The organism is Streptomyces sp. NPDC002845, assembly GCF_053591955.1.
In genome coordinates this window covers 73,511-91,440 of sequence record NZ_JBSFUU010000030.1, presented here as the reverse complement: position 1 = coordinate 91,440, position 17,930 = coordinate 73,511, and the positions used below count along the sequence as shown (strand labels likewise).

At 70.7% G+C, this 17,930-nt stretch carries 16 protein-coding genes and 2 tRNA genes; 5 read left to right on the top strand and 13 right to left on the bottom strand.

The annotated features are described in order from the left end of the window. Nucleotides 1-13: 13 nt before the first annotated feature. Nucleotides 14-1,243 carry a hypothetical protein gene (locus ACWD3C_RS22875; RefSeq protein ID WP_451146674.1) on the bottom strand — a complete coding sequence of 410 codons (1,230 nt, stop codon included), beginning with the start codon at nt 1,241-1,243 and terminating at the stop codon, nt 14-16. Further along, nucleotides 1,240-1,806 (bottom strand): DUF4365 domain-containing protein, encoded by a 567-nt coding sequence (locus ACWD3C_RS22870; RefSeq protein ID WP_451146672.1) that lies wholly within the window; start codon nt 1,804-1,806, stop codon nt 1,240-1,242. The genes ACWD3C_RS22875 and ACWD3C_RS22870 overlap by 4 nt, the downstream gene beginning before the upstream one ends. 168 nt (nt 1,807-1,974) lie before the next feature. Here ACWD3C_RS22870 and ACWD3C_RS22865 point away from each other — a divergent pair, with 168 nt between their 5' ends. Continuing rightward, a complete protein-coding gene (locus ACWD3C_RS22865; RefSeq protein WP_451146670.1) occupies nt 1,975-2,700 on the top strand; it encodes an exonuclease domain-containing protein in 726 nt (241 codons plus the stop codon). Nucleotides 2,701-2,803: 103 nt separating this feature from the next. On the opposite strand, the gene ACWD3C_RS22860 is transcribed toward ACWD3C_RS22865, so the two are convergent. Both ACWD3C_RS22860 and ACWD3C_RS22855 read right to left on the bottom strand, forming a co-directional pair. Further along, nucleotides 2,804-2,875, bottom strand: a tRNA-Val gene (locus tag ACWD3C_RS22860). 39 nt (nt 2,876-2,914) lie between these two features. Continuing rightward, nucleotides 2,915-3,373 (bottom strand): SRPBCC family protein, encoded by a 459-nt coding sequence (locus tag ACWD3C_RS22855; RefSeq protein WP_451146668.1) that lies wholly within the window; start codon nt 3,371-3,373, stop codon nt 2,915-2,917. A gap of 102 nt (nt 3,374-3,475) precedes the next feature. On the opposite strand from ACWD3C_RS22855, the gene ACWD3C_RS22850 reads away from it, so the two are divergent. Further along, complete coding sequence (locus ACWD3C_RS22850; protein WP_451146666.1) at nt 3,476-5,866, top strand: SCO7613 C-terminal domain-containing membrane protein; 2,391 nt, start codon at nt 3,476-3,478, stop codon at nt 5,864-5,866. Nucleotides 5,867-5,948: 82 nt separating this feature from the next. Here the strand turns inward: ACWD3C_RS22850 and ACWD3C_RS22845 are convergent, their stop codons facing one another. From ACWD3C_RS22845 to ACWD3C_RS22815, 7 genes are all read right to left on the bottom strand, one after another. Continuing rightward, a complete protein-coding gene (locus ACWD3C_RS22845; protein ID WP_451146664.1) occupies nt 5,949-8,696 on the bottom strand; it encodes an exo-rhamnogalacturonan lyase family protein in 2,748 nt (915 codons plus the stop codon). A 123-nt stretch (nt 8,697-8,819) separates the two neighbouring features. Further along, nucleotides 8,820-9,467 carry a hypothetical protein gene (locus ACWD3C_RS22840; RefSeq protein ID WP_451146662.1) on the bottom strand — a complete coding sequence of 216 codons (648 nt, stop codon included), beginning with the start codon at nt 9,465-9,467 and terminating at the stop codon, nt 8,820-8,822. 12 nt (nt 9,468-9,479) lie between these two features. Next, on the bottom strand, nt 9,480-10,367 hold the full coding sequence (locus tag ACWD3C_RS22835) for a carbohydrate ABC transporter permease (protein WP_451146660.1): 888 nt from the start codon (nt 10,365-10,367) through the stop codon (nt 9,480-9,482). Beyond that, entirely contained in the window at nt 10,364-11,335 is a 972-nt protein-coding gene (locus ACWD3C_RS22830; protein ID WP_451146658.1) for a carbohydrate ABC transporter permease, read from the bottom strand. Before ACWD3C_RS22830 ends, ACWD3C_RS22835 begins: the two co-directional genes overlap by 4 nt. Beyond that, nucleotides 11,335-12,624: an ABC transporter substrate-binding protein gene (locus ACWD3C_RS22825; RefSeq protein WP_451146656.1), complete on the bottom strand. Its 1,290-nt coding sequence runs from the start codon at nt 12,622-12,624 to the stop codon at nt 11,335-11,337. Before ACWD3C_RS22825 ends, ACWD3C_RS22830 begins: the two co-directional genes overlap by 1 nt. A gap of 1,418 nt (nt 12,625-14,042) precedes the next feature. After that, nucleotides 14,043-14,114: transfer RNA gene (locus tag ACWD3C_RS22820), tRNA-Val, on the bottom strand. A 77-nt stretch (nt 14,115-14,191) separates the two neighbouring features. Further along, entirely contained in the window at nt 14,192-14,650 is a 459-nt protein-coding gene (locus ACWD3C_RS22815) for a TIGR02611 family protein (RefSeq protein WP_451146654.1), read from the bottom strand. 191 nt (nt 14,651-14,841) lie between these two features. On the opposite strand from ACWD3C_RS22815, the gene ACWD3C_RS22810 reads away from it, so the two are divergent. Both ACWD3C_RS22810 and ACWD3C_RS22805 read left to right on the top strand, forming a co-directional pair. Further along, nucleotides 14,842-15,255: an SsgA family sporulation/cell division regulator gene (locus ACWD3C_RS22810; RefSeq protein WP_004002642.1), complete on the top strand. Its 414-nt coding sequence runs from the start codon at nt 14,842-14,844 to the stop codon at nt 15,253-15,255. 256 nt (nt 15,256-15,511) lie between these two features. After that, entirely contained in the window at nt 15,512-16,072 is a 561-nt protein-coding gene (locus tag ACWD3C_RS22805) for a CGNR zinc finger domain-containing protein (protein WP_451146652.1), read from the top strand. Nucleotides 16,073-16,374: 302 nt separating this feature from the next. Here the strand turns inward: ACWD3C_RS22805 and ACWD3C_RS22800 are convergent, their stop codons facing one another. Both ACWD3C_RS22800 and ACWD3C_RS22795 read right to left on the bottom strand, forming a co-directional pair. Further along, on the bottom strand, nt 16,375-16,530 hold the full coding sequence (locus ACWD3C_RS22800; RefSeq protein ID WP_451146650.1) for a hypothetical protein: 156 nt from the start codon (nt 16,528-16,530) through the stop codon (nt 16,375-16,377). A gap of 181 nt (nt 16,531-16,711) precedes the next feature. Further along, nucleotides 16,712-17,155, bottom strand: coding sequence for a hypothetical protein (locus tag ACWD3C_RS22795; RefSeq protein WP_451146648.1), 444 nt, complete (start codon nt 17,153-17,155; stop codon nt 16,712-16,714). Between the two features lie 251 nt (nt 17,156-17,406). Between ACWD3C_RS22795 and ACWD3C_RS22790 the strand changes: the two genes are divergently transcribed. After that, nucleotides 17,407-17,925, top strand: coding sequence for a DsbA family protein (locus ACWD3C_RS22790; RefSeq protein WP_451146646.1), 519 nt, complete (start codon nt 17,407-17,409; stop codon nt 17,923-17,925). Nucleotides 17,926-17,930 lie beyond the last annotated feature (5 nt).

Below are 17,930 nucleotides of genomic sequence, written 5' to 3'. Positions count from 1 at the left end.
GAAACAGTTACCGTCAGTCCCCGCTGCAGGCCTCCTCGAAGAAGGCTGTTATCTCTGCGGTCTCTTGGAGTGACTTCATGAGGCGGTCGCGCTCAGCCTCATCCACCTGCACAGGGACGACCCCGGTGGCGTCCGTGAGGCGGCGGAAGCCTCCCCGGCTCTCCAGGCGGCCGTGGACCCGGACCGGCAGGCCGACCAGGTGGGCGTGGCCCGCGATGCGGTACGACTCCTCGTCCAGGGTCATGCGGACGTGCGGGACCTCGGCCCCGGCGAGGACCCGGAGTCGTACGGTGCCCTCGCCGCGCGGCCCCGACCTGCGCATCCGTACCACGGCGCCCGTGATGCGCACGGACACCGACGGCTCCTCCCGCAGATAGCGGGCCCCTGCCTCGCGCAGCACGGGCAGGTCGCCCGGGGAGAACTCGACGGGCTCGGCGGGGGTGGCGCAACCCTCGGGGGCGTCGGCGGCCGGGGCCCACTCGATGGCGACGCGGGCGCCCTCGGTGCCGCGGACGAGGGCGACCAGGGCCTCGGTGAGCTCGTGGCTGACGCCGGCCTCGACGGCCGCGTCGAAGGCGTCCATGCCGCCGGTGGCGCGCTGGTAGTCGATGGCCTCGCGGGCGGCGTACAGGGCCTGGTGCAGGCGTACGGCGAGGGGGCGGCCGGTGGAGACGGGGACGAAGGCGGTGAGCCGGCGGCCGCCGGGGGCGGCGCCGACGAGGACGGTCTCCAGGGACGCGGCGGCGGGGCGGCGGTGGCGGGAGCCGTAATAGCCCGCACGCGCGCGTGTGGCGAGTGCGGCGGCGAGGAGCATCTGGCGGGCGGCCGAGCGGAGCCGGTCCTCGACCGCCCAGGGCGCGGTGTCGACGGGTCCGGTGGGAACGTCCCGCCACCAGCGGACTTCGTCGCTGGGCACGGTGAGGCCGACCAGGACGTCGCGTGCGGAGGGCGAGCCGCTGCGGGAGAGCGCGACGAGGGCCTCCCCGAGGAGGTCGTCGCTGTCGGGGAAGGCGCGGTTCTCGGGCACCAGGAGGCTCGTCCCGCTGCCGCCGGGACCGGGCGGGGTCCAGCGGCCGTAGCGTCCGGCGGCTCCGCCGCGCCGCTGCCAGCCGTGGCGGTGCAGGAGGGCGCTGAGTACGGCGGGGTCGACCTGTCCGGGCTCGGGCGGCCGGTGCGCCCAGGGGCCCTCGGCGGGGTGGGGCCGGACGGGGCGCAGTGGTTCGTCGATGGGGCGGTGCGTCACGGTCTGCCTCCCGTTCCGACCCGCGTCATGATCTCGCAGAGCGCTCGGTCGTCGAAGATGCGCGTGGTCGGTATCCGCACGGTGGTCCTGCGCCGGCCCGTGATCGGGTGTCCGGCCAGGTTGCTCCAGTAGCAGCAGTGCCGCAGGTCGAGGCGGTCGTGGCCGGCCCGCAGCCATTGGTCCGGTGACCGCGGGACGATCATCACGACGAGGATCTTGTGCACCGAGACGGGGGTGCGGGCGAGCTTCGCCAGGTGCTCGTTGTCGAGCGTGAAGGAGAAGAACCGTCCCGGAGGGTTCGGCGGGACCTGGTACGTGGCCTTGAGCTGCACCTTGATGGTGACCTCGTCGTCGACCGTGTGCCCGGGGGCGCTGTGGCTGACGTGCCAGTCGATGCCGTTGTCGGGAAAGGGCTGGGACAGGGAGCAGCCGGCCGCGGCCGCCACGGCGTGCAGGTAGCCCACCTGCAGTGTCTCCATGCAGGCGGTGGTGGCGAGTGTGCCGCGATGGGGTGCCGTGCGCTCGGGCAGCAGCCCGCCCCGTTCGGGCTGCGCTATGGCCATGACCAACAGCCTTCCCAGCCAGGTGAATTGTCGCGCCGAGCCCCTGAACTGCACAGACCCGTACTTCTGTTGTCTCCTTCCGGCGTACGGCGCAAACAGCCCGGGTATCACCAAACAGGCAGAAGACGGGGCGTCAGCTGCCGTGGGTGAACGAGGAGTTGTGTACGTATGACGTACTGGTACGAGGGCCCTTTGGCGGCGTTCGACACGGAGACCACGGGCGTGGACGTCGAGACCGACCGGATCGTGTCGGCCGCCGTCGTCGTCCAGGACGCACCGGGCACCTGTCCGCGGGTGACCCGGTGGCTGGTGAACCCGGGGGTGCCGGTGCCCGCCGGGGCGACGGCGGTGCACGGGCTGACGGAGGAGCATCTGCGGCTCAGCGGCCGCTGGCCCTCCCCCGTGATGGAGGAGATAGCCAAGGCGCTGGCCGAACAGGCCGTGCGCGGGCGGCCGTTGGTCGTGATGAACGCGCCGTTCGATCTGACGCTGCTGGACCGGGAGCTGCGCCGCCATCGCGCCTCCACGCTGGACCACTGGTTCGAGACGACCCCGCTGCACGTCCTCGACCCGCGCGTCCTCGACAAGCACCTGGACCGCTACCGCAAGGGCCGCCGCACCCTCACCGACCTGTGCGAGCACTACGGTGTCGCCCTGGACGGCGCGCACGACGCGGCCGCGGACGCGCAGGCCGCGCTGGACGTCGTACGGGCGGTGGGGCGCCGTTTCGCGACCCGCCTCGAACGCCTCTCCCCCGCCGAGCTGCACACCCTGCAGGCGGTGTGGCACGCGGCGCAGGCCCGTGGCCTCCAGGCGTGGTTCGCGCGCAGCGGCTCGGAGGAGGCGGTGGACCCGGCGTGGCCGCTGCGGCCGGATCTGCCGGCGGCGGCGTAGAAGCACCGGCGGAGCAGCACCACAGGCGCGCAATCAGGTGCACATCAGATACGCATCAGCTGCACAAAAAGCCGGTCCGCTGTGGCGGACCGGCCTTTCCCGGTGGGCGATACTGGGTTCGAACCAGTGACCTCTTCGGTGTGAACGAAGCGCTCTCCCACTGAGCTAATCGCCCGGGAACGGACTGAACAATACAGGTCCCCGCGGGTCCGGTTCAAACCGCTTGCCCGGACGCCGTCAGGTACGCGACGAGCCCGCGCCGTCCCGCCCACATCATCAGGGCGTGGTTGGCGCGGAAGACGAGCCGCCCCGGCACGGCGAGCCGGCGCAGCAGGGGCTTGGCCACGTCGACCTCCTGGTCGTAGCGGGCAAGGGTGCCGGAATCGTCGGCGGTGAGCGTCCAGCGCGCCCAGCCGACGACGTCCCCGGTCATCGCGATCTCCAGCACCCCGGCCGCTGGATCGCGGCGCACCTCCCGCCCGGTGAAGACGAGGTCGTACGGCAGGACCGAGCGGATGCGCGTGATCCCGCTCGTGTCGTCGATCCGGGTGACCTCCCGCACCTGGGGCCACCAGCGGGGATACTCCTCGGCCCGTTCGAGCACGTCGTACACGGCGGCGGGCGGCGCGGGCAGCGCCCACAGGCTGCGGAAACGGTAGTGGCTCCAGTCCATGGGCAGAGTGTGCCCGCGCGGGGACCGCCTGTGCGGGATCTGAGTACCTCCTGAGTACGCGCACTCATGCCGTACGACGTGACCGGGGCCACACTCCGAGACATGACGCACATTCCGCCACCGGCCGAGGAGTTGGCGCTCCTCGACGCCGAGCTGCGCCAACTGGACACCCGGCGTGCCGTGTTGCTGGCCCGTCGCACCTGGTTGGTCGGCATGCTCTGGTCCACGGCACCCGCCGCCCCCGTCCCGCCCGCACGCCGGCCCGAGGCGACGGCGCCCGGCGTCCAGAACGTGCTGCTCCTCCTCGGCGGCATCCTGCTGACCGTGGCGGCGATCGCGTTCACCCTGGTCAGCTGGGGGCACATGGGGATCACGGGGCGGGCGCTGGTGCTCGGCGCGGTGACTCTGGCCGCCCTCGGTGCGCCTGTCCTGCTGCTCCGCCGGGGGCTGTGGTCGACCGCCGAGTCGGTGGCGGGGCTCGGGCTGGCGCTGACGGTGCTGGACGCGTACGCGCTGCACGAGGTCGCGTTCGCCGGGGCGGACGGCACCGGGTACGCGGCGGGCGCGTCGGCGGTGCTGGCGGGGGTGTGGGCGGCGTACGGCCTGGGGGTCGGCGCGCTGGTACGCCCGGACACGGGCCGTGTCCCGCTCCGCCTGCCCCTCCCCCTCGCGCTGGCCGCCGCCCAACTCCCGCTCCTTCTCTGGGCGGTCGCGGCGGGCGCGGGTCCGCACACGCTCACGGCCGCGCTGCTGGTGACCGCGGCGGCCGACACCGCTGTGGCACTCCGGGTGTCCCTCACGCCGGTACGGATCGTCGCCGTCGTCGGCGCCTGCGGGATGGGGGCCTGGGGTGTTCTGGCGGCCGGATCGCTCTCCTGGAGTGCGTCCGGCCCGAGCGCCGCCGCCCGTGCGGCGGCGCTCCTCGCCCTCGCCGCGGCCGTCGCCCTGGCCGCCGCGTGGCACGCCCCGAAGCCGGGCCTCGCCCTCGGCGCGGCCCTGACCGGCGGTCTGCTCGTGGTCGCCGGGCCCGGCGGAATCCTGCGGGCCGCGCTGCCCGGGGTGTGGACGGTGCCGGGCTATCTGGTGTGCGGGGTCGCGCTGCTGGCCGTCGTACGGACGCGGCTGCCGGAGTCGGTACGGCACGGTCTCGCCCATGCCTCCGCCGTTGTCCAGGGGCTCGCGGTGCTCTGTGCCGTGCCCGTCGTCGCCGTCACGCTGCTGGGGCCGGTCGGCTGGGTGGGGCGGGTCTGGTCCGGTGTGCCCGCGGACGCGCGGGACGCGGTGACGGTGGATGCGCCGTGGCCGCCGGACTCGGCGACCGTGCCGCTGGTGCTCGCCGTCGTCGCCGGGGTGGTGGCCGTGGTGAGTCGGGGCACGGCGTGGCGGGTTCCCGCGCTGGTCGGCGCGTTCACGCTGGCGTGGGCGACGGCCCTCGTCGTTCCGGCGGTGCTCGAACTGCCGTACGGGGCGGGGATGGTGGTGCAGGGGGCCACGGTTGTGGTCGCGGTGTGCTCGGCACGTATGGCTCCGTCCGTCTCCGCGCCGCTCCCCCTCACCGCCTGCGTCCTGGCTCTCGTGACGTCGCTGAGCCTCGCCGTGGTCTCGCTGGCCTCCGAGGGAGCGACACTCGGCGTACTCGCCGCCCTGGTGGTCCTGTTCGCGGCGGCAGCGTGGCGCACGGGGCTCGGCCCGGTCGCCGCGCCCGCGTCCCTCACCTACGCCACCGCCCTGACCTGCGCGATCGGCGCCTCCGCCGGCTGGCGGCCCGAGCACACCGCTCTGCTCGTCCTCGTCGTCCCGGCCGCCGCGGCCCTGCTGGCGGCACGCCTGAAGGACTCCCCCGCGACCGTTCCCGTCGAGGTGACGGGAGCCGTCGCGGGGCTGCTCGCCATCGGCCTCACCGTCACCGAGCCGCCGTTGCTGGCCCTGACCCTGGCCCTCTGCGGTGTCGTCGCCGCGGGCACCGCCGTACGACCGGACCGGCGGTACGTCGGATACGCGGCCGCGGTCCTCTTCGTGCTGGCCACCTGGGTGCGCCTCGGGGCCTGGGGCGTCGGCTCCCCGGAGGCGTACACCCTGCCGGTGACCGTGCCGGCGCTGGTGGTCGGTGTCCTGCGGCGACGGCACGACCCGCAGGCCTCGTCCTGGACGGCGTACGGCCCCGGGCTTGCCGCCACCCTCGTGCCGAGTCTCCTCGCGGCCTGGGGCGACCCGCACTGGCTGCGCCCGCTGCTGCTCGGCGCGGCGGCGCTCGCCGTCACGCTGACCGGCGCGCGGTACCGGCTCCAGGCGCCCCTTGTCCTCGGCGGTGCGGTGCTCGCGCTGGTCGCGCTGCACGAACTCGCGCCGTACATCGCCCAGGTCGTGGGCGCGCTGCCGCGTTGGGTACCTCCCGCACTCGCCGGTCTGGCGCTGCTCGCGGCGGGTGCCACGTACGAGCAGCGGCTGCGCGACGCACGGCGAGTGCGGGAGGTGTTCGGACGCCTCCGCTAGGGGGGCGGGGCGGAGACTGCGGGTCCGTGGTGGGCCGGTCGCCCCCACACGGCGGAGCCGCTATGTCACAGACGGGGTGCGCTTACGGCATCTTGTCGCCCACCAGGGCCAGGTTCTGGATCGCCGCCAAGCCGTACAGCGCCGTCGCGTTGGTCGACACCCACGCCGCCTCGCTGCCCGGCACCAGGGCGGTCGGGCCCTCGATCTTCTTGGTGGACCAGTCGGTCGACTCCTTGTAGTCCCAGGTGTCCCGGCTGTTGTAGAACTGCTGCCACGCGCGGGCGGCCAGCGTGTCGTCGCCGGTCTGGACGGCGGCGTAGGCGTCCTGGCGGGAGTGGCCCTGGAAGAGGAGCAGGGTGCCGAAGTGGGAGCCGTAGCGGGCGGACTGTTCTGCTCGGCTGGCGTTGTAGTAGCGGCAGTAGTCGAGCCAGGCCTCCTTGAACGCGGGCATGTCGATCTGGTCGATGAGTTCGGCGCAGAGCTCGACGAGGCCGAACATGGCCGACAGGTGCGAGACGCCGACCCGGGGCTCCGCCGCGACGGCGAACTTGCCGGTGTCGAGGTCGTACAGGGCGTTGCCCTGGACGAAGCCGTTGGGCTGGGCGGCGATGGTCTCCATGGTGGACAGGACCCGCGCCTTGGCCTTCTCCCACTTGGGGCCGCGCCGTTCCCACTCGGTCAGCCAGGCGGAGACCAGTCCGCTCCAGTCGGTGCCGAAGCCGATGGAGAGGGCGTTGCGGTCGGGCTCGTAGGGCTCGGTGCGGATCTTGCGGATGGGGTCGAGGACGAGGAAGGTCTCGTCGGAGTCGACGTTGGCGTGCATGAGGTCGCCGACGCGTTCGTCCGCGGTGAGGAAGTAGTAGTAGCGGCGGTAGGTGGTGTTGGCGATGCGCTGCTGCTTGGCGCTGTCGGCGTAGTGCTGGACGCCGTGGCGGGTGCCGAGGCCCGCCCACTGGCCGATGTGGTAGACGTCGACCTCGCCGGTGTGCCGGGTCATGGCCTCGGCGAAGCGGAAGATGTCGGCGCGGCCCGAGCGCATGTACGCGAACCACAGCCACAGGTCGGGCGAGAGCTCGGAGTTGTCCCAGGCGTAGCCGCCGACGTCGTAACGCCACTGGTGACGGTCGGTGTCGTAGCTGTGCATGATGTCGCCGTAGTCCCAGAAGCCGTACCAACGGCGCATCTCCACCTGGTCCTTGTAGTAGGTGAAGAGGAAGTCGAGGTGGTCCTCGATCTTGGCCTTGGCGTCGGTGGAGCGGTCCGGCTCGGAGAAGAGACCGCCGAAGACGCCCGCGTTGATGAGCTGCTGGGGCGGGGCCGCGAGCTGCGGCGGGGTGCGGACGGCCTCGACCTGCTGGGCCATGGCCTCGGCGCTCGGGGTGGACTCGTGGGCCCAGAAGAGGAGTTCGCTGGTGCGGGCGATGCCGTAGGGGGTGCCGAAGCCGGGCTCGTAGTCCTCGTAGGTGATGTTGAGGCCTTCGAGCTGTTCGGGGTAGGTGTCCTGGCCCATGCCGTCGTGGTAGAAGCGCAGGTCCATGGGCTGTGCCTCGGGCGACCAGAGCCACATGGTGACCTCGGCCTCGTCGGTCTGGGCGTCGCGGATGTCGAGCTGGGCGGGGAACTTCTCCCAGAAGTCCCTGAGGCCGAAGGCGAATCCGCCGCTCGTGCCACCGACGTATCCGAAGCCGCTCGCCCGCCGGCCGCCGCCCGCGCCGATCCAGCCGTGGCCCTTCTTGGTGCGCTTGCGGACCGAGAAGCCGTCGGAGGAGAGCTGGGAGAGGGTGTAGTCGCCCCACTCGGGGATGTACTGCAGGCGGGTCGTCACCCGCTGGTCCCACGTGGAGGGGTCCGGCAGCTTCTCGCCCTCGAACTGGGCCTGCCGCACGACCGCTCCCGGGTCGCGCCGCAGCCCGGTGATGCCCTTGACGGCCTCGCGGAGCAGGCCGGTGCCTTCGCCGCCGATGCGGATGTGGCGGTCGTACGCCTCGTCGCGCATCGGCACCTTGAAGCGCACCCCGAGGCCGCGGATGAAGTCGCCGCTGGCCTTGCCGGGTTCCTGGGCGCCGTCGAAGGTGACGGTGTGCATCATGCGGAACGACTCGGCGCCCGCGTAGAAGTAGAGCCGGATCGAGAACGGCAGCCAGCTCCGCCTGCCCTTGCGGTGCTTGCCGTCGATGCGGACGACGGCGCGGACCGGGCCGTCCTGTTCGACCTCGACCTCGTCGATGACGCTCTCGAACCGCTCGACCTTGGTCGCGGTCTGGTCCCCGTCCTCGATCTCGGGCTGGCGCAGGAGCACCAGACGGCCGTCCTTGGCGACCTCGGTCGAGCCGCGCAGCACCGACTTCACCAGCGTCGAGCCGCTCTTGCCGATCTTCGCGGTGATGACGCCGGTGTTCACGTCGATGGTGCCGCCGCGCCTGTCGACGGTGACCTTCTTCGCGGGCGCCGCCGGAGCTCCCGCGGCGAGCGTGAGCTTTCCGGCGCCGGCGCCCGCGCCGACCGCGTGGGCGGTCCACTTCAGGGAGCCGTCGGGCCAGTAGGCGATGGGCCAGGACTGGACCGGGACGTCCTTGCCGTTCGCGTCCGTCACGGCGAACGTCTGGTCCTTCTCGTACGCGCCCTTGGGCCACGGCACGCCCACGGTGGACCCGGGGGCGGCGCCGAGCCCGCCGTCCTCCAGCCAGTCCAGGGTCACCGGGTCGGCCTCCGCGGCCGCGGCTCTCGGGGCGGCGTGGGCGCTCGAACTGCCCAGCACCCAGCTGAACTGGGAAGCGGCTCCGGCGACGGCGGCCGCCTTGATGAGGGACCTGCGGTCGATGGGGGACATGGCCTTTCCTTTCCGTGCGGGGAAGTCAGGGGCATGACAGAGAGGGTTACGACGCCCAGGGCGCCGACCTGTTCAGGGGGCACGCGCGTCCGACGGCGCCCGCCTGCTGAAGCGCACCGCCGGTCAGCGGTGCCGGTACCGCTCCTCCACGGCGACGGCCGCCGCCGCGACGGCCCCGAGGACCGGGACCGCCAGCGGCGCGATGAACCAGGCGGACAGGGCCACCACGGCCAGCCCGCCGACGAGCAGGAAGGATCCGGCGGGGTCGAGCACGGTCCGCCGCCCGGCCGCACCGAGCAGGGCCCGCCAGGCGGCTCCGGGCTCCCAGGCCGCCGCCGCGCGCAGCCCGGCCACGGTGGCGCCGATCAGCGCGAAGATCCCGATGGCGCCCACGAGCGGGCCACCGGGGATCCCGGCCCGTACGGCCTGGACGTCGACCCACACCGCCGCCGCCGCGGCCCACCCGGCGAGCCCGACGAGCCACCCGCCGCGCACCGCCGCCCGGAAGTCGGCCACGAACTCCCGCCAGCCGCCGCCCTGATGGGTCGTACGGCGACGCAAGTGCCGCGCTCCGGCGGCGAACGCGGCCGGGTAGGTGACCACTGGCAGCGAGGCCACCGCGATCCACACCCCGGTGAGCAGACACTCGGCGAACACGGCGAACCGCTCGGCGAGGGCCGATTCGCGCCGTTCCGTACGGGAGTTCGTGCGAGAATCCGCACGGGAATTCGCACGACGCTCCGCACCGGCCTTCACACGCGCCTGAGTCATGACCGGATCACCTCAGCCCTTCAGCCCGGACGTCGCCATGCCGTCGATCAGATAGCGCTGGAAGGCGAGGAAGAACAGCAGCACCGGCAGCAGCGCGGCCAGCGACATGGCGATCAGGCCGCCGTAGTTGGACACGGTCTCCTGGTCGCGGAACATCATCATGCCGAGCGAGACGGTGTACTTGCCGGGCTCGTTGAGGTAGATCAACGGGCCCATGAAGTCGTTCCAGGCGTTGATGAAGGTGAAGATCGCGCTGGTGATGAGGGCCGGCCGGCACAGTGGCAGCACGATCGACCAGTAGATCCTCAGGTGCCCGCACCCGTCGAGCCGCGCCGCCTCGTCCAGTTCCTTCGGCAGGTTCCGCATGAACTGCACCATCAGGAAGACGAAGAACGCCTCGGTGGCGAGATACTTGCCGATCAGCAGCGGTACATAGGTGTTGATCAGCTCCATCTTCTGGAACATCACGTACTGCGGGATCAGCAGCACGTGGTACGGCAGCAGCAGGGTGCCGATCATCAGCGTGAACAACAGGTTCCGCCCGGCGAACCGGATGCGCGCGAAGGCGTACGCGGTCAGCGAGCAGGAGATCAGGATGCCGGCGACCGAACCGAGCGCGTAGAACAGGGAGTTCTGGAAGAACACGGTGATCGAGATGTCGGCGATGCCGTCGGCCAGGCCCTTGAAGTTGTCCAGGATCGGGTCGGCCGGGAACAGCTCCAGGCTGTTGATGATCTCCTTGCTGGGCTTGAACGAGGCGCCGATCACCCAGACGACCGGGTAGAGGACGACCGACAGGATCAGCAGCGAACCCACGTGCCAGGCGAGCGACCCGGTGTGCTTGCGGCCGAGGCCGAGCGACTTTTTGGGGGTGGGTGTCGGGGTCGTGGTGGCGCTCATCGGGCGGCCTCCTCGTAGTGCACCCACTTCTTCTGGGACCAGAAGAGGACGGCCGTGACGAGGGCCACGGCGAGCAGGAGCATCCAGGCCATGGCGGAGGCGAAGCCCATCTGGGCCTCCTTGAAGCCCTTCTGGTACAGGTAACAGGTGTAGACGAGCGTGGAGTCGGCCGGACCGCAGTACGTGTTGGAGACGACGTACGCCGAACCGAAGATCTGGAAGGAGTGGATGGTCTCCAGCAGCACGTTGAAGAACAGCACCGGGGAGATCATCGGCAGCGTGATGCTCCAGAACCGCCGGAAGGGCCCGGCGCCGTCGACCTCGGCGGCCTCGTACAGCTCCCTCGGCACCTGCTTGAGCCCGGCCAGGAAGATGACCATGGGCGCGCCGAACTGCCAGACGGTGAGCGCGACCAGGCAGTAGAGGATCCAGTCGGGGTTGCCGACCCAGCCGCCGACCTCCCAGCCGAAGAACGACTGCGTACGGTCCACGATGGCGTCGTCGGAGAACAGCGCCCGCCAGACGAACGCCACGGACACACTCGCGCCGATGAGCGAGGGGGCGTAGAACGCGGCCCGGTAGAAGGCCTGCCCGCGGCGGCTCTGCGCGAGCAGCAGTGCGACTCCGAGCGCGAGCAGCAGTTTCAGTGGCGTGCCGATGACGACGTACTTGGCCGTCACCTCGACCGACTTCTGCCACCGGGGGTCCTCGAACATCTTGGTGAAGTTGTCGAGGCCGATCCACTGCGGCGAATTGAAGAGGTTGTAGTCGGTGAAGGCGAAGTAGAGAGAGGCGGCCATGGGGCCCGCGGTCAGCAGCAGGAAGCCGGCGATCCACGGGGACATGAAGAGATAGCCGGCGAGGTTCTCCCGGCGCCCCCGCCGCCTCTGGGCAGCGGGGGCCGCGGGGCGCTTCTCCTGCGCGTCCGGCGGAGATTCCTTGACGAGCGTCGTCACTGCGGTTCCCATCAGGCGGCGAGGGCGGCTTCCGCCTCGGAGAAGAACTGCTTGACCGCGTCGGACACCTTCGTCTTGCCCTGCGCCAGGTCACCGGCGATACGGAGGAAGGCGGCCTCCACGGTGTCGGCGCCGGCCGGGTGCGGGGTGACCTCCCCGAGGACTCCGGCCGCGGCCACGTCCTCCTCGTACTTCTGGATCGCCTTGTTGGGGGCGTCGGTCGGCTCGTACGCCTCGAACTGGGCGGTGCTGGCGAGGATGCCGCGGTCGTAGCCCATGATCTCGCCGACCTCGGGGTCATGGACCATGAAGTCGATGAACTGCGCGGCTTCCTTCGGGTGCGAGGTGCGCGCGGAGACGCTCAGCATCAGCGAGGCGAGGTACTGGCCCGTCTCCTTGCCGTCGGTGGTCGGGATCGGCGCGAGACCGTAGGTGCTGTCGCCCTCCGCCGAGTAGCGGACGGTGAAGTTGTCCCACGTGAACTCCGACGCACCGTGGGCGGCGGCGAGCGAGGACTTGGGCTTGTCCTGCTCGACGATCTTCGGGTCGGTGACGATCCCCGCCTTGACGCGGTTGTACCCGTCCTGCCACCACTCCGTCAGATCGGCGTCGTCGAAACCGAGTCCGTCCGCAGTGAAGAACGCCTTGCCGTTCTGCCGCAGGTAGAGGTCGTAGAGGTACATGATGCTGAAGTAGCCCGTGTCGCCCGCGACATTCTGGGAGTCGCGGATCTTCTCCAGGGCGGCGAAGTAGTCGTCCCAGGTCCAGCCCTGCTCCGGAGTGATCCCGGCCTTGTCGAAGACCTTCTCGTCAATGACGAGTGACATGGTGTTGGAACCGACGGGAACGCCGAGCAGCTTTCCGTCCACCTCGCCGACCTTGGCGAGATCCGCGCGGAATCCGTCCATGTTCAAATGGCCCTCGTCCACCTGGGACTTGAGGTCGAACAGAATTCCTCGGTTGTCGTACTTCCGGAGAAACGCGAGAGCGTTCTGGAAAACGTCCGGCGGATTTCCACCCGCCGCCTGCGTCTGGAACTTCTCCCAGAACGAGACGTAATCCTGGAAGTCCGTCTTGATCTTGATCTTCGGGTACTTCTCCTCGAAGAGCGCGATGGAGTCGTTGATTCTCTTCGCCCGCTCGTCCGCACCCCACCAGCTGAAGCGGAGCGTGACCGTTCCGTCCCCGGAAGCACCACTGTCCCCGCCGCACGCGGTCGTGGCCCCCAGCCCCACCGTGGCCACCGAGGCTCCGGCCACCTTGAGAACCGTGCGCCTCTCAACGTTCCCGACTCTGTGCATGGTTGGGCCTCCCCGCGACATTGCGTTCGATCATGAATCGTTTCAAGTAAGCGCTTGCTGCCACAAGGTACGGAGGCCCCACGAGCACGTCAATGATTCGGACAGGAATTGATGGAAAGCGGAGGCCCGGCCGATGGCTCAAGAGCGTGCGGGGAGGCGGGAGTTGGGGTGAGAATGCGCAGGTCGGGGGGCCGTGGTCGAGGCGTCGAACGAGGGTGGGAGCTGAGAAGGAGTTGGGAGTCGGGGGCAGGATGTGAGCGGATCGCCGCGTGCGGGTGGGGAGTTGCCGCGCCGGGTGACGGGCTGTCGGCAGGTGCGCCCATCGGTGGGTTGACGTCTGGATGACCTCCGTACGCGCCAAATGTCCTGCGTCGGCTTGGGGTTCAGGTCTGTGGGGGGCCTGCGCCCGGGGCAGTCGGCTCGTGCCGACCGCGCGGCGGGACGCCACCCTCCACGGCGGCGGGTGTTGTGCGGTACTACGGCTTCGGGGGAGGGCGGCAGGCGACGGGCAGGATGGCGTCCCGCCAGGTGGTTCAGTCGATCAAAGCGCTCGGAATGCACAGGTCATCGGCGCATCGGCGAAGGGTCGGGGCCGTCAATGGCGCCGACGGCCGGCACAGTCGCACGCGACGCGGGAGCCACCTCTCACGGGGTGGCCGACACGCGGATGGCGTCCCGTCGGGTGGTGCAGCCATGCGGACCGCGCAGGTCCGCTCGGAGCCCGTGGCGGAGGACGCCGGTCGGCTCGCCCCCGGTCGGCCGTGCTGCTCGCGGGTGTCAGCGCCGCGATCCGGCGCGCAGGTGGCTGGGCCCTGCTCGATTGACCTGCGGAGTCACGAACTCCGCACCGCTACAGCACATCGTCAATGTCATGCTGCGAGTGGCTTGCCGGAACGCGTCGAGCAAGGTCGCTTGCACCACGAGGCGGGACACGACCACGGGCAGTGCACGGCTTCAGTACGGGCGATGGCCGACTGTTGTGGACCACCCCGACGCCGGGGCGGGCGCGGGCGCGGCACGGTGCACGCGGGGCTCGTTGCCGCACGGCCCCCATGGGGCTGACGGTACCCATCCGGGCCCTGCTCAGGCACGGCCGCCATGTCGGCGGGGCACGGCGGTTGGCCTGGTCTCGGCGGGTCGGGCATACCCCTGCGGTCACCACCAGGTTCGAGGCGGCGGGCGCCAACGCGTCTTCGCCGAAAGGCAGTTTCAGAAATGGCCGATTCCGGTCGGCCCGCACCAGCGCCGCGTACGGCCTTGCCGCCTCCCCGAGGGATTCACAGAGACGACCGCCGACCGCGCCGCACCCCGGCGCTTGTCCTGCCACAGAGGCGCCGACTTCCGCTCTCCCGGGCCATACGCCCGTGACGCATTCGGCCCGCCCACGGGAACGGTGGACGGGCCGGATAATGATCAAGTGGGCGATACTGGGTTCGAACCAGTGACCTCTTCGGTGTGAACGAAGCGCTCTCCCGCTGAGCTAATCGCCCGGACACAGGAAGAACATTACCCCATGTCAGGGGGCACCTCGGACCAGGTACGGGTCACCGGACCGCCCGATGTGCGATCACTGGTCCTTTACGTTCCAGGGCATCTCGAAGCCGAACTTCCAGAAGTAGATGCCGACGATGACCGCCGCTATGACGAGGCCGGCTGTCGTCAGGATGATGTTGCGGCGCCGAACCCTGGGGTCGAGGGCACGCTGTGCGGCCTCGGTCACCTTGCGTTTGGTCCAGCGGAGCACGAGCTGGGCCCAGACGAACTCCGTCGCCCAGATCGCCATGCCGCCGAAGATCACCACCCAGCCTGGACCGGGCAGTGGCAGCATGATCACACCGGCTACCACGACCGCGAGCCCCAGGACGAAGACGCCCACCTGCCAGCTCAGATGCAGCATCCGCCGCGCCTTGATGAATTCCGGCGCACGAGATCCAAGCACCCTCTCGACCTTCGTACCGTCGGCGTCGCCCTTGATTCCGTCGGTCGCCGCGGCGACCTCCCCCGTCGCGTCACTCCCCGTATTCATACGGCCAAACCCTACCGGAGAGAAACCGGTCACCGGAATGGTCGTATCCGACGAACGCTCCCTCGGCCGGATGAGCTACCAAAAGCGACGCAAAACACTCAGAGGGGTTTACAACGGCACCGTAGGTGGCATGTCGATTTCGCCGACGTGCGAATCCCCGAGCGCACACTGAGCGAAAGGCCCTGGCGCTTATGAACACCACGGTCAGCTGCGAGCTGCACCTGCGCCTCGTTGTGTCGAGCGAGTCCTCACTGCCTGTTCCCGCGGGACTGCGGTATGACACGGCCGATCCCTACGCCGTGCACGCCACCTTCCACACCGGAGCCGAGGAGACCGTCGAGTGGGTGTTCGCCCGCGACCTCCTCGCCGAAGGCCTCCACCGGCCGACCGGCACCGGCGACGTCCGCGTCTGGCCGTCGCGCAGCCACGGTCAGGGCGTCGTATGCATCGCCCTGAGCTCCCCGGAGGGCGAGGCACTGCTCGAGGCCCCGGCGCGGGCCCTGGAATCGTTCCTGAAGCGGACGGACGCCGCCGTACCTCCCGGCACGGAGCACCGGCACTTCGACCTCGATCAGGAGCTGTCGCACATCCTGGCGGAAAGCTAGGGCGCGGCGGCACAGAGCCGCCCGGCGCCGTCCACTCGGGGAGACGGCTCGGGCCAAGACAACCGCATATGGCACGCATCGGCGCCGTCGCCGCGGATTTCCGCGGGGCGGCGCCGATGTGTGCCGTGCCGGAGACGTCGTCCGGCCACAACGAGAGTCCCCAGCGTCGGCCGCACCGGTCCCTTGCGCCGTCGAGCGATTACCATCGGCCAGCATCGGCGGGCGCACGCCCGACCTCCAGGCCAGGGAGCGAAACGTGCTGATCACCCACGACACCCGGTGCGCCCTCGACACCGTGGTGGATCTGGTGAACACCGCGCCGGACGGTGACGCGACGGCGGAAGGACTCGCCGATGTCGCGGCCCTCGGCGATTTCGTACGAACGCACGAGGTCAGCGACGTCGGGGTACTGTCGGAGCTCGACCTCGCGGCTGTGCGCAAGGTCCGCGGTCGGTTCGCGGAGGTCTTCGCGGCCTCCGACGCGCACTCGGCCGCCGTGATCATCAACGATCTGGTCGCCGCCGCGGGCACCACACCCCGGCTCACCGACCACGACGGTTACGACTGGCACGTGCACTACTTCGCGCCGGGCGCCTCCGTCGCCGACCATCTCGCGGCCGACTGCGGTATGGCGCTCGCCTTCTTCGTGGTCGCCGGAGAACAGGAGCGGCTGCGCCGCTGCGAGGCCCCCGACTGCCGCCGCGCCTTCGTCGACCTCTCCCGCAACCGCTCCCGCCGCTACTGCGACAGCCGCACCTGCGGCAACCGCCTCCACGTGGCCGCCTACCGAGCCCGCCGCAAGGAGGCCGCAGGCTGACGTCAGGCTCGCGCGCGTGGCGCGCAGTACCTTGCCGCGACAGCGATGCGCCTCCCAGGCCGACGGACCTCCGCTCACGCGCAGCGCAGCGGCGCAGGGGCGCCACGGGCCGGTCTATGGCCGTCAGATCGGCAAGGAGCGCCAGGGCGTGCGTGGGCCGCGTGGCTCCCGGTGGCGCGCTGTGGCGCGACGCTGGACGCCCCCTCACACCGGACCTCCGGCCCTCCCCAGCTCCTCGGCGGAGCCGCACGCTGGGGCTGACGGAGCCCTGGGCGGGTGGCGCCTGGGGCTCCGTTTACGGCTCAGAGCATCAGCAGATCGTGCAGTGACGCCATGAGCAGCAGACAGCCGATCACCGCCAGGAAGATCATCAGCGGTGGCTGGGAGAGCGCGAAGAGACAACCTCGCCGCTCCTCCTCGGGAGGCGCGGCGGTGTCGCTCTGTGTTGTGTCCAGCATCTCGCGGGCGATGATGACGCAGGTAACACCCCCTCCGCGATCAACACGCCCGTAATGACCGGGAGTTCGCAGATATCCGTGAGTGCGAGAACGATCCTGTACGTTTCCGCGCCCTCGGTGGATCTTCTGTGTGGATCTTCTGTGTCGTTTCAGTCCGGCGGAGGCGAAGCCGGCGGAGCCGTCATATGCCGTGCTTCTTCAGGATGGCCTCGATGTCGCTGAAGTCGTCCGAGGAGTCGGCGGCCCGGGGGGCCGCAGCGGGGCGAGCCGCCGGGCGGCTGCCCTGGCCCAGCGAGGGCGCCGAAGCCGCAGGGGCTATCGCGTCGCCGTGCGCGCCCTTGGCCGCCTTGCGCTCCTTGCGGGTGCCACCGCCCCGCCGCTCCACGGCACGCGTGGTCATGAAGAGCAGCCAGGCGCCACCGAGCACGACAAAGCCCGCCCACGCGGTGGGGCTGAAGGCGGTGTCGGCCACCCACTCGACGACCCCGGTCATCACCAGACCGAGGGGCACGAGCGAGTAGGCGGCGATACGGGCCGCCCTGAGGAAGCGCTTGCGGTAGGCCGTGACCGCGGCGATGCCCAGGCCTGCCGCGGCGACGGCGGAACAGACGGTCTCGGCAATCATCCGGTCCTCCAGGCATGCTCGGTCGGGCAGGGTCGGTTCGTCCCTTCTCCCATCCTGCACCTTCCCGCGCCCGGAATGCCATGGTCCGAGCGGACCTCAGGGACATCTCCGGGTTGCCTCGGGGGTGCCTCCCCCTTCAGGAGCAGACGCGGCTTCCGCCCTTGCTTGCCAGTCGTCCGCCCCCGCTGGTTGCAGTCGGCCTCCGCTGTCCGGATTGGGCCGGTGAGGCCCGGGCTGGGAGACTGGGGCCCATGAGCGACTCCTCCCCCGCACGCCCCGCCGCCGTCGTCCTGGACGTCTGGTGCGAACTCCAGTGCCCCGACTGCCGCAGCGCCCTCGCCGACGTCCGCGCGCTGCGCGCCCGCTACGGCGACCGGCTCGACGTACGGCTGCGTCACTTCCCGCTGGACAAGCACAAGCACGCCTTCGCCGCCGCGCAGGCCGCCGAGGGGGCCGGGGAGCAGGGCAAGGCATGGCCGTACGTCGAGGCCGTACTCGGCCGGGTCGAGGAGCTGGACCGCGAGGGCGAGCCGTTCCTGGTCGAAGTCGCGCGCGAACTCGGCCTCGACGCCGAGGAGTTCGATACGGCGCTGATCGACGGCCGGCACATCCTGATCGTCGACGCCGACCAGGCCGAGGGCAAGGCGATCGGTGTGACCGGCACCCCGACCTACGTCATCGACGGCGAACGCCTCGACGGCGGCAAGAGCCAGGAGGGCCTGCGCGAACGCATCGAGGAAATCGCCGACCGGCTGCTGGCCGGGCAGTAGCCCCC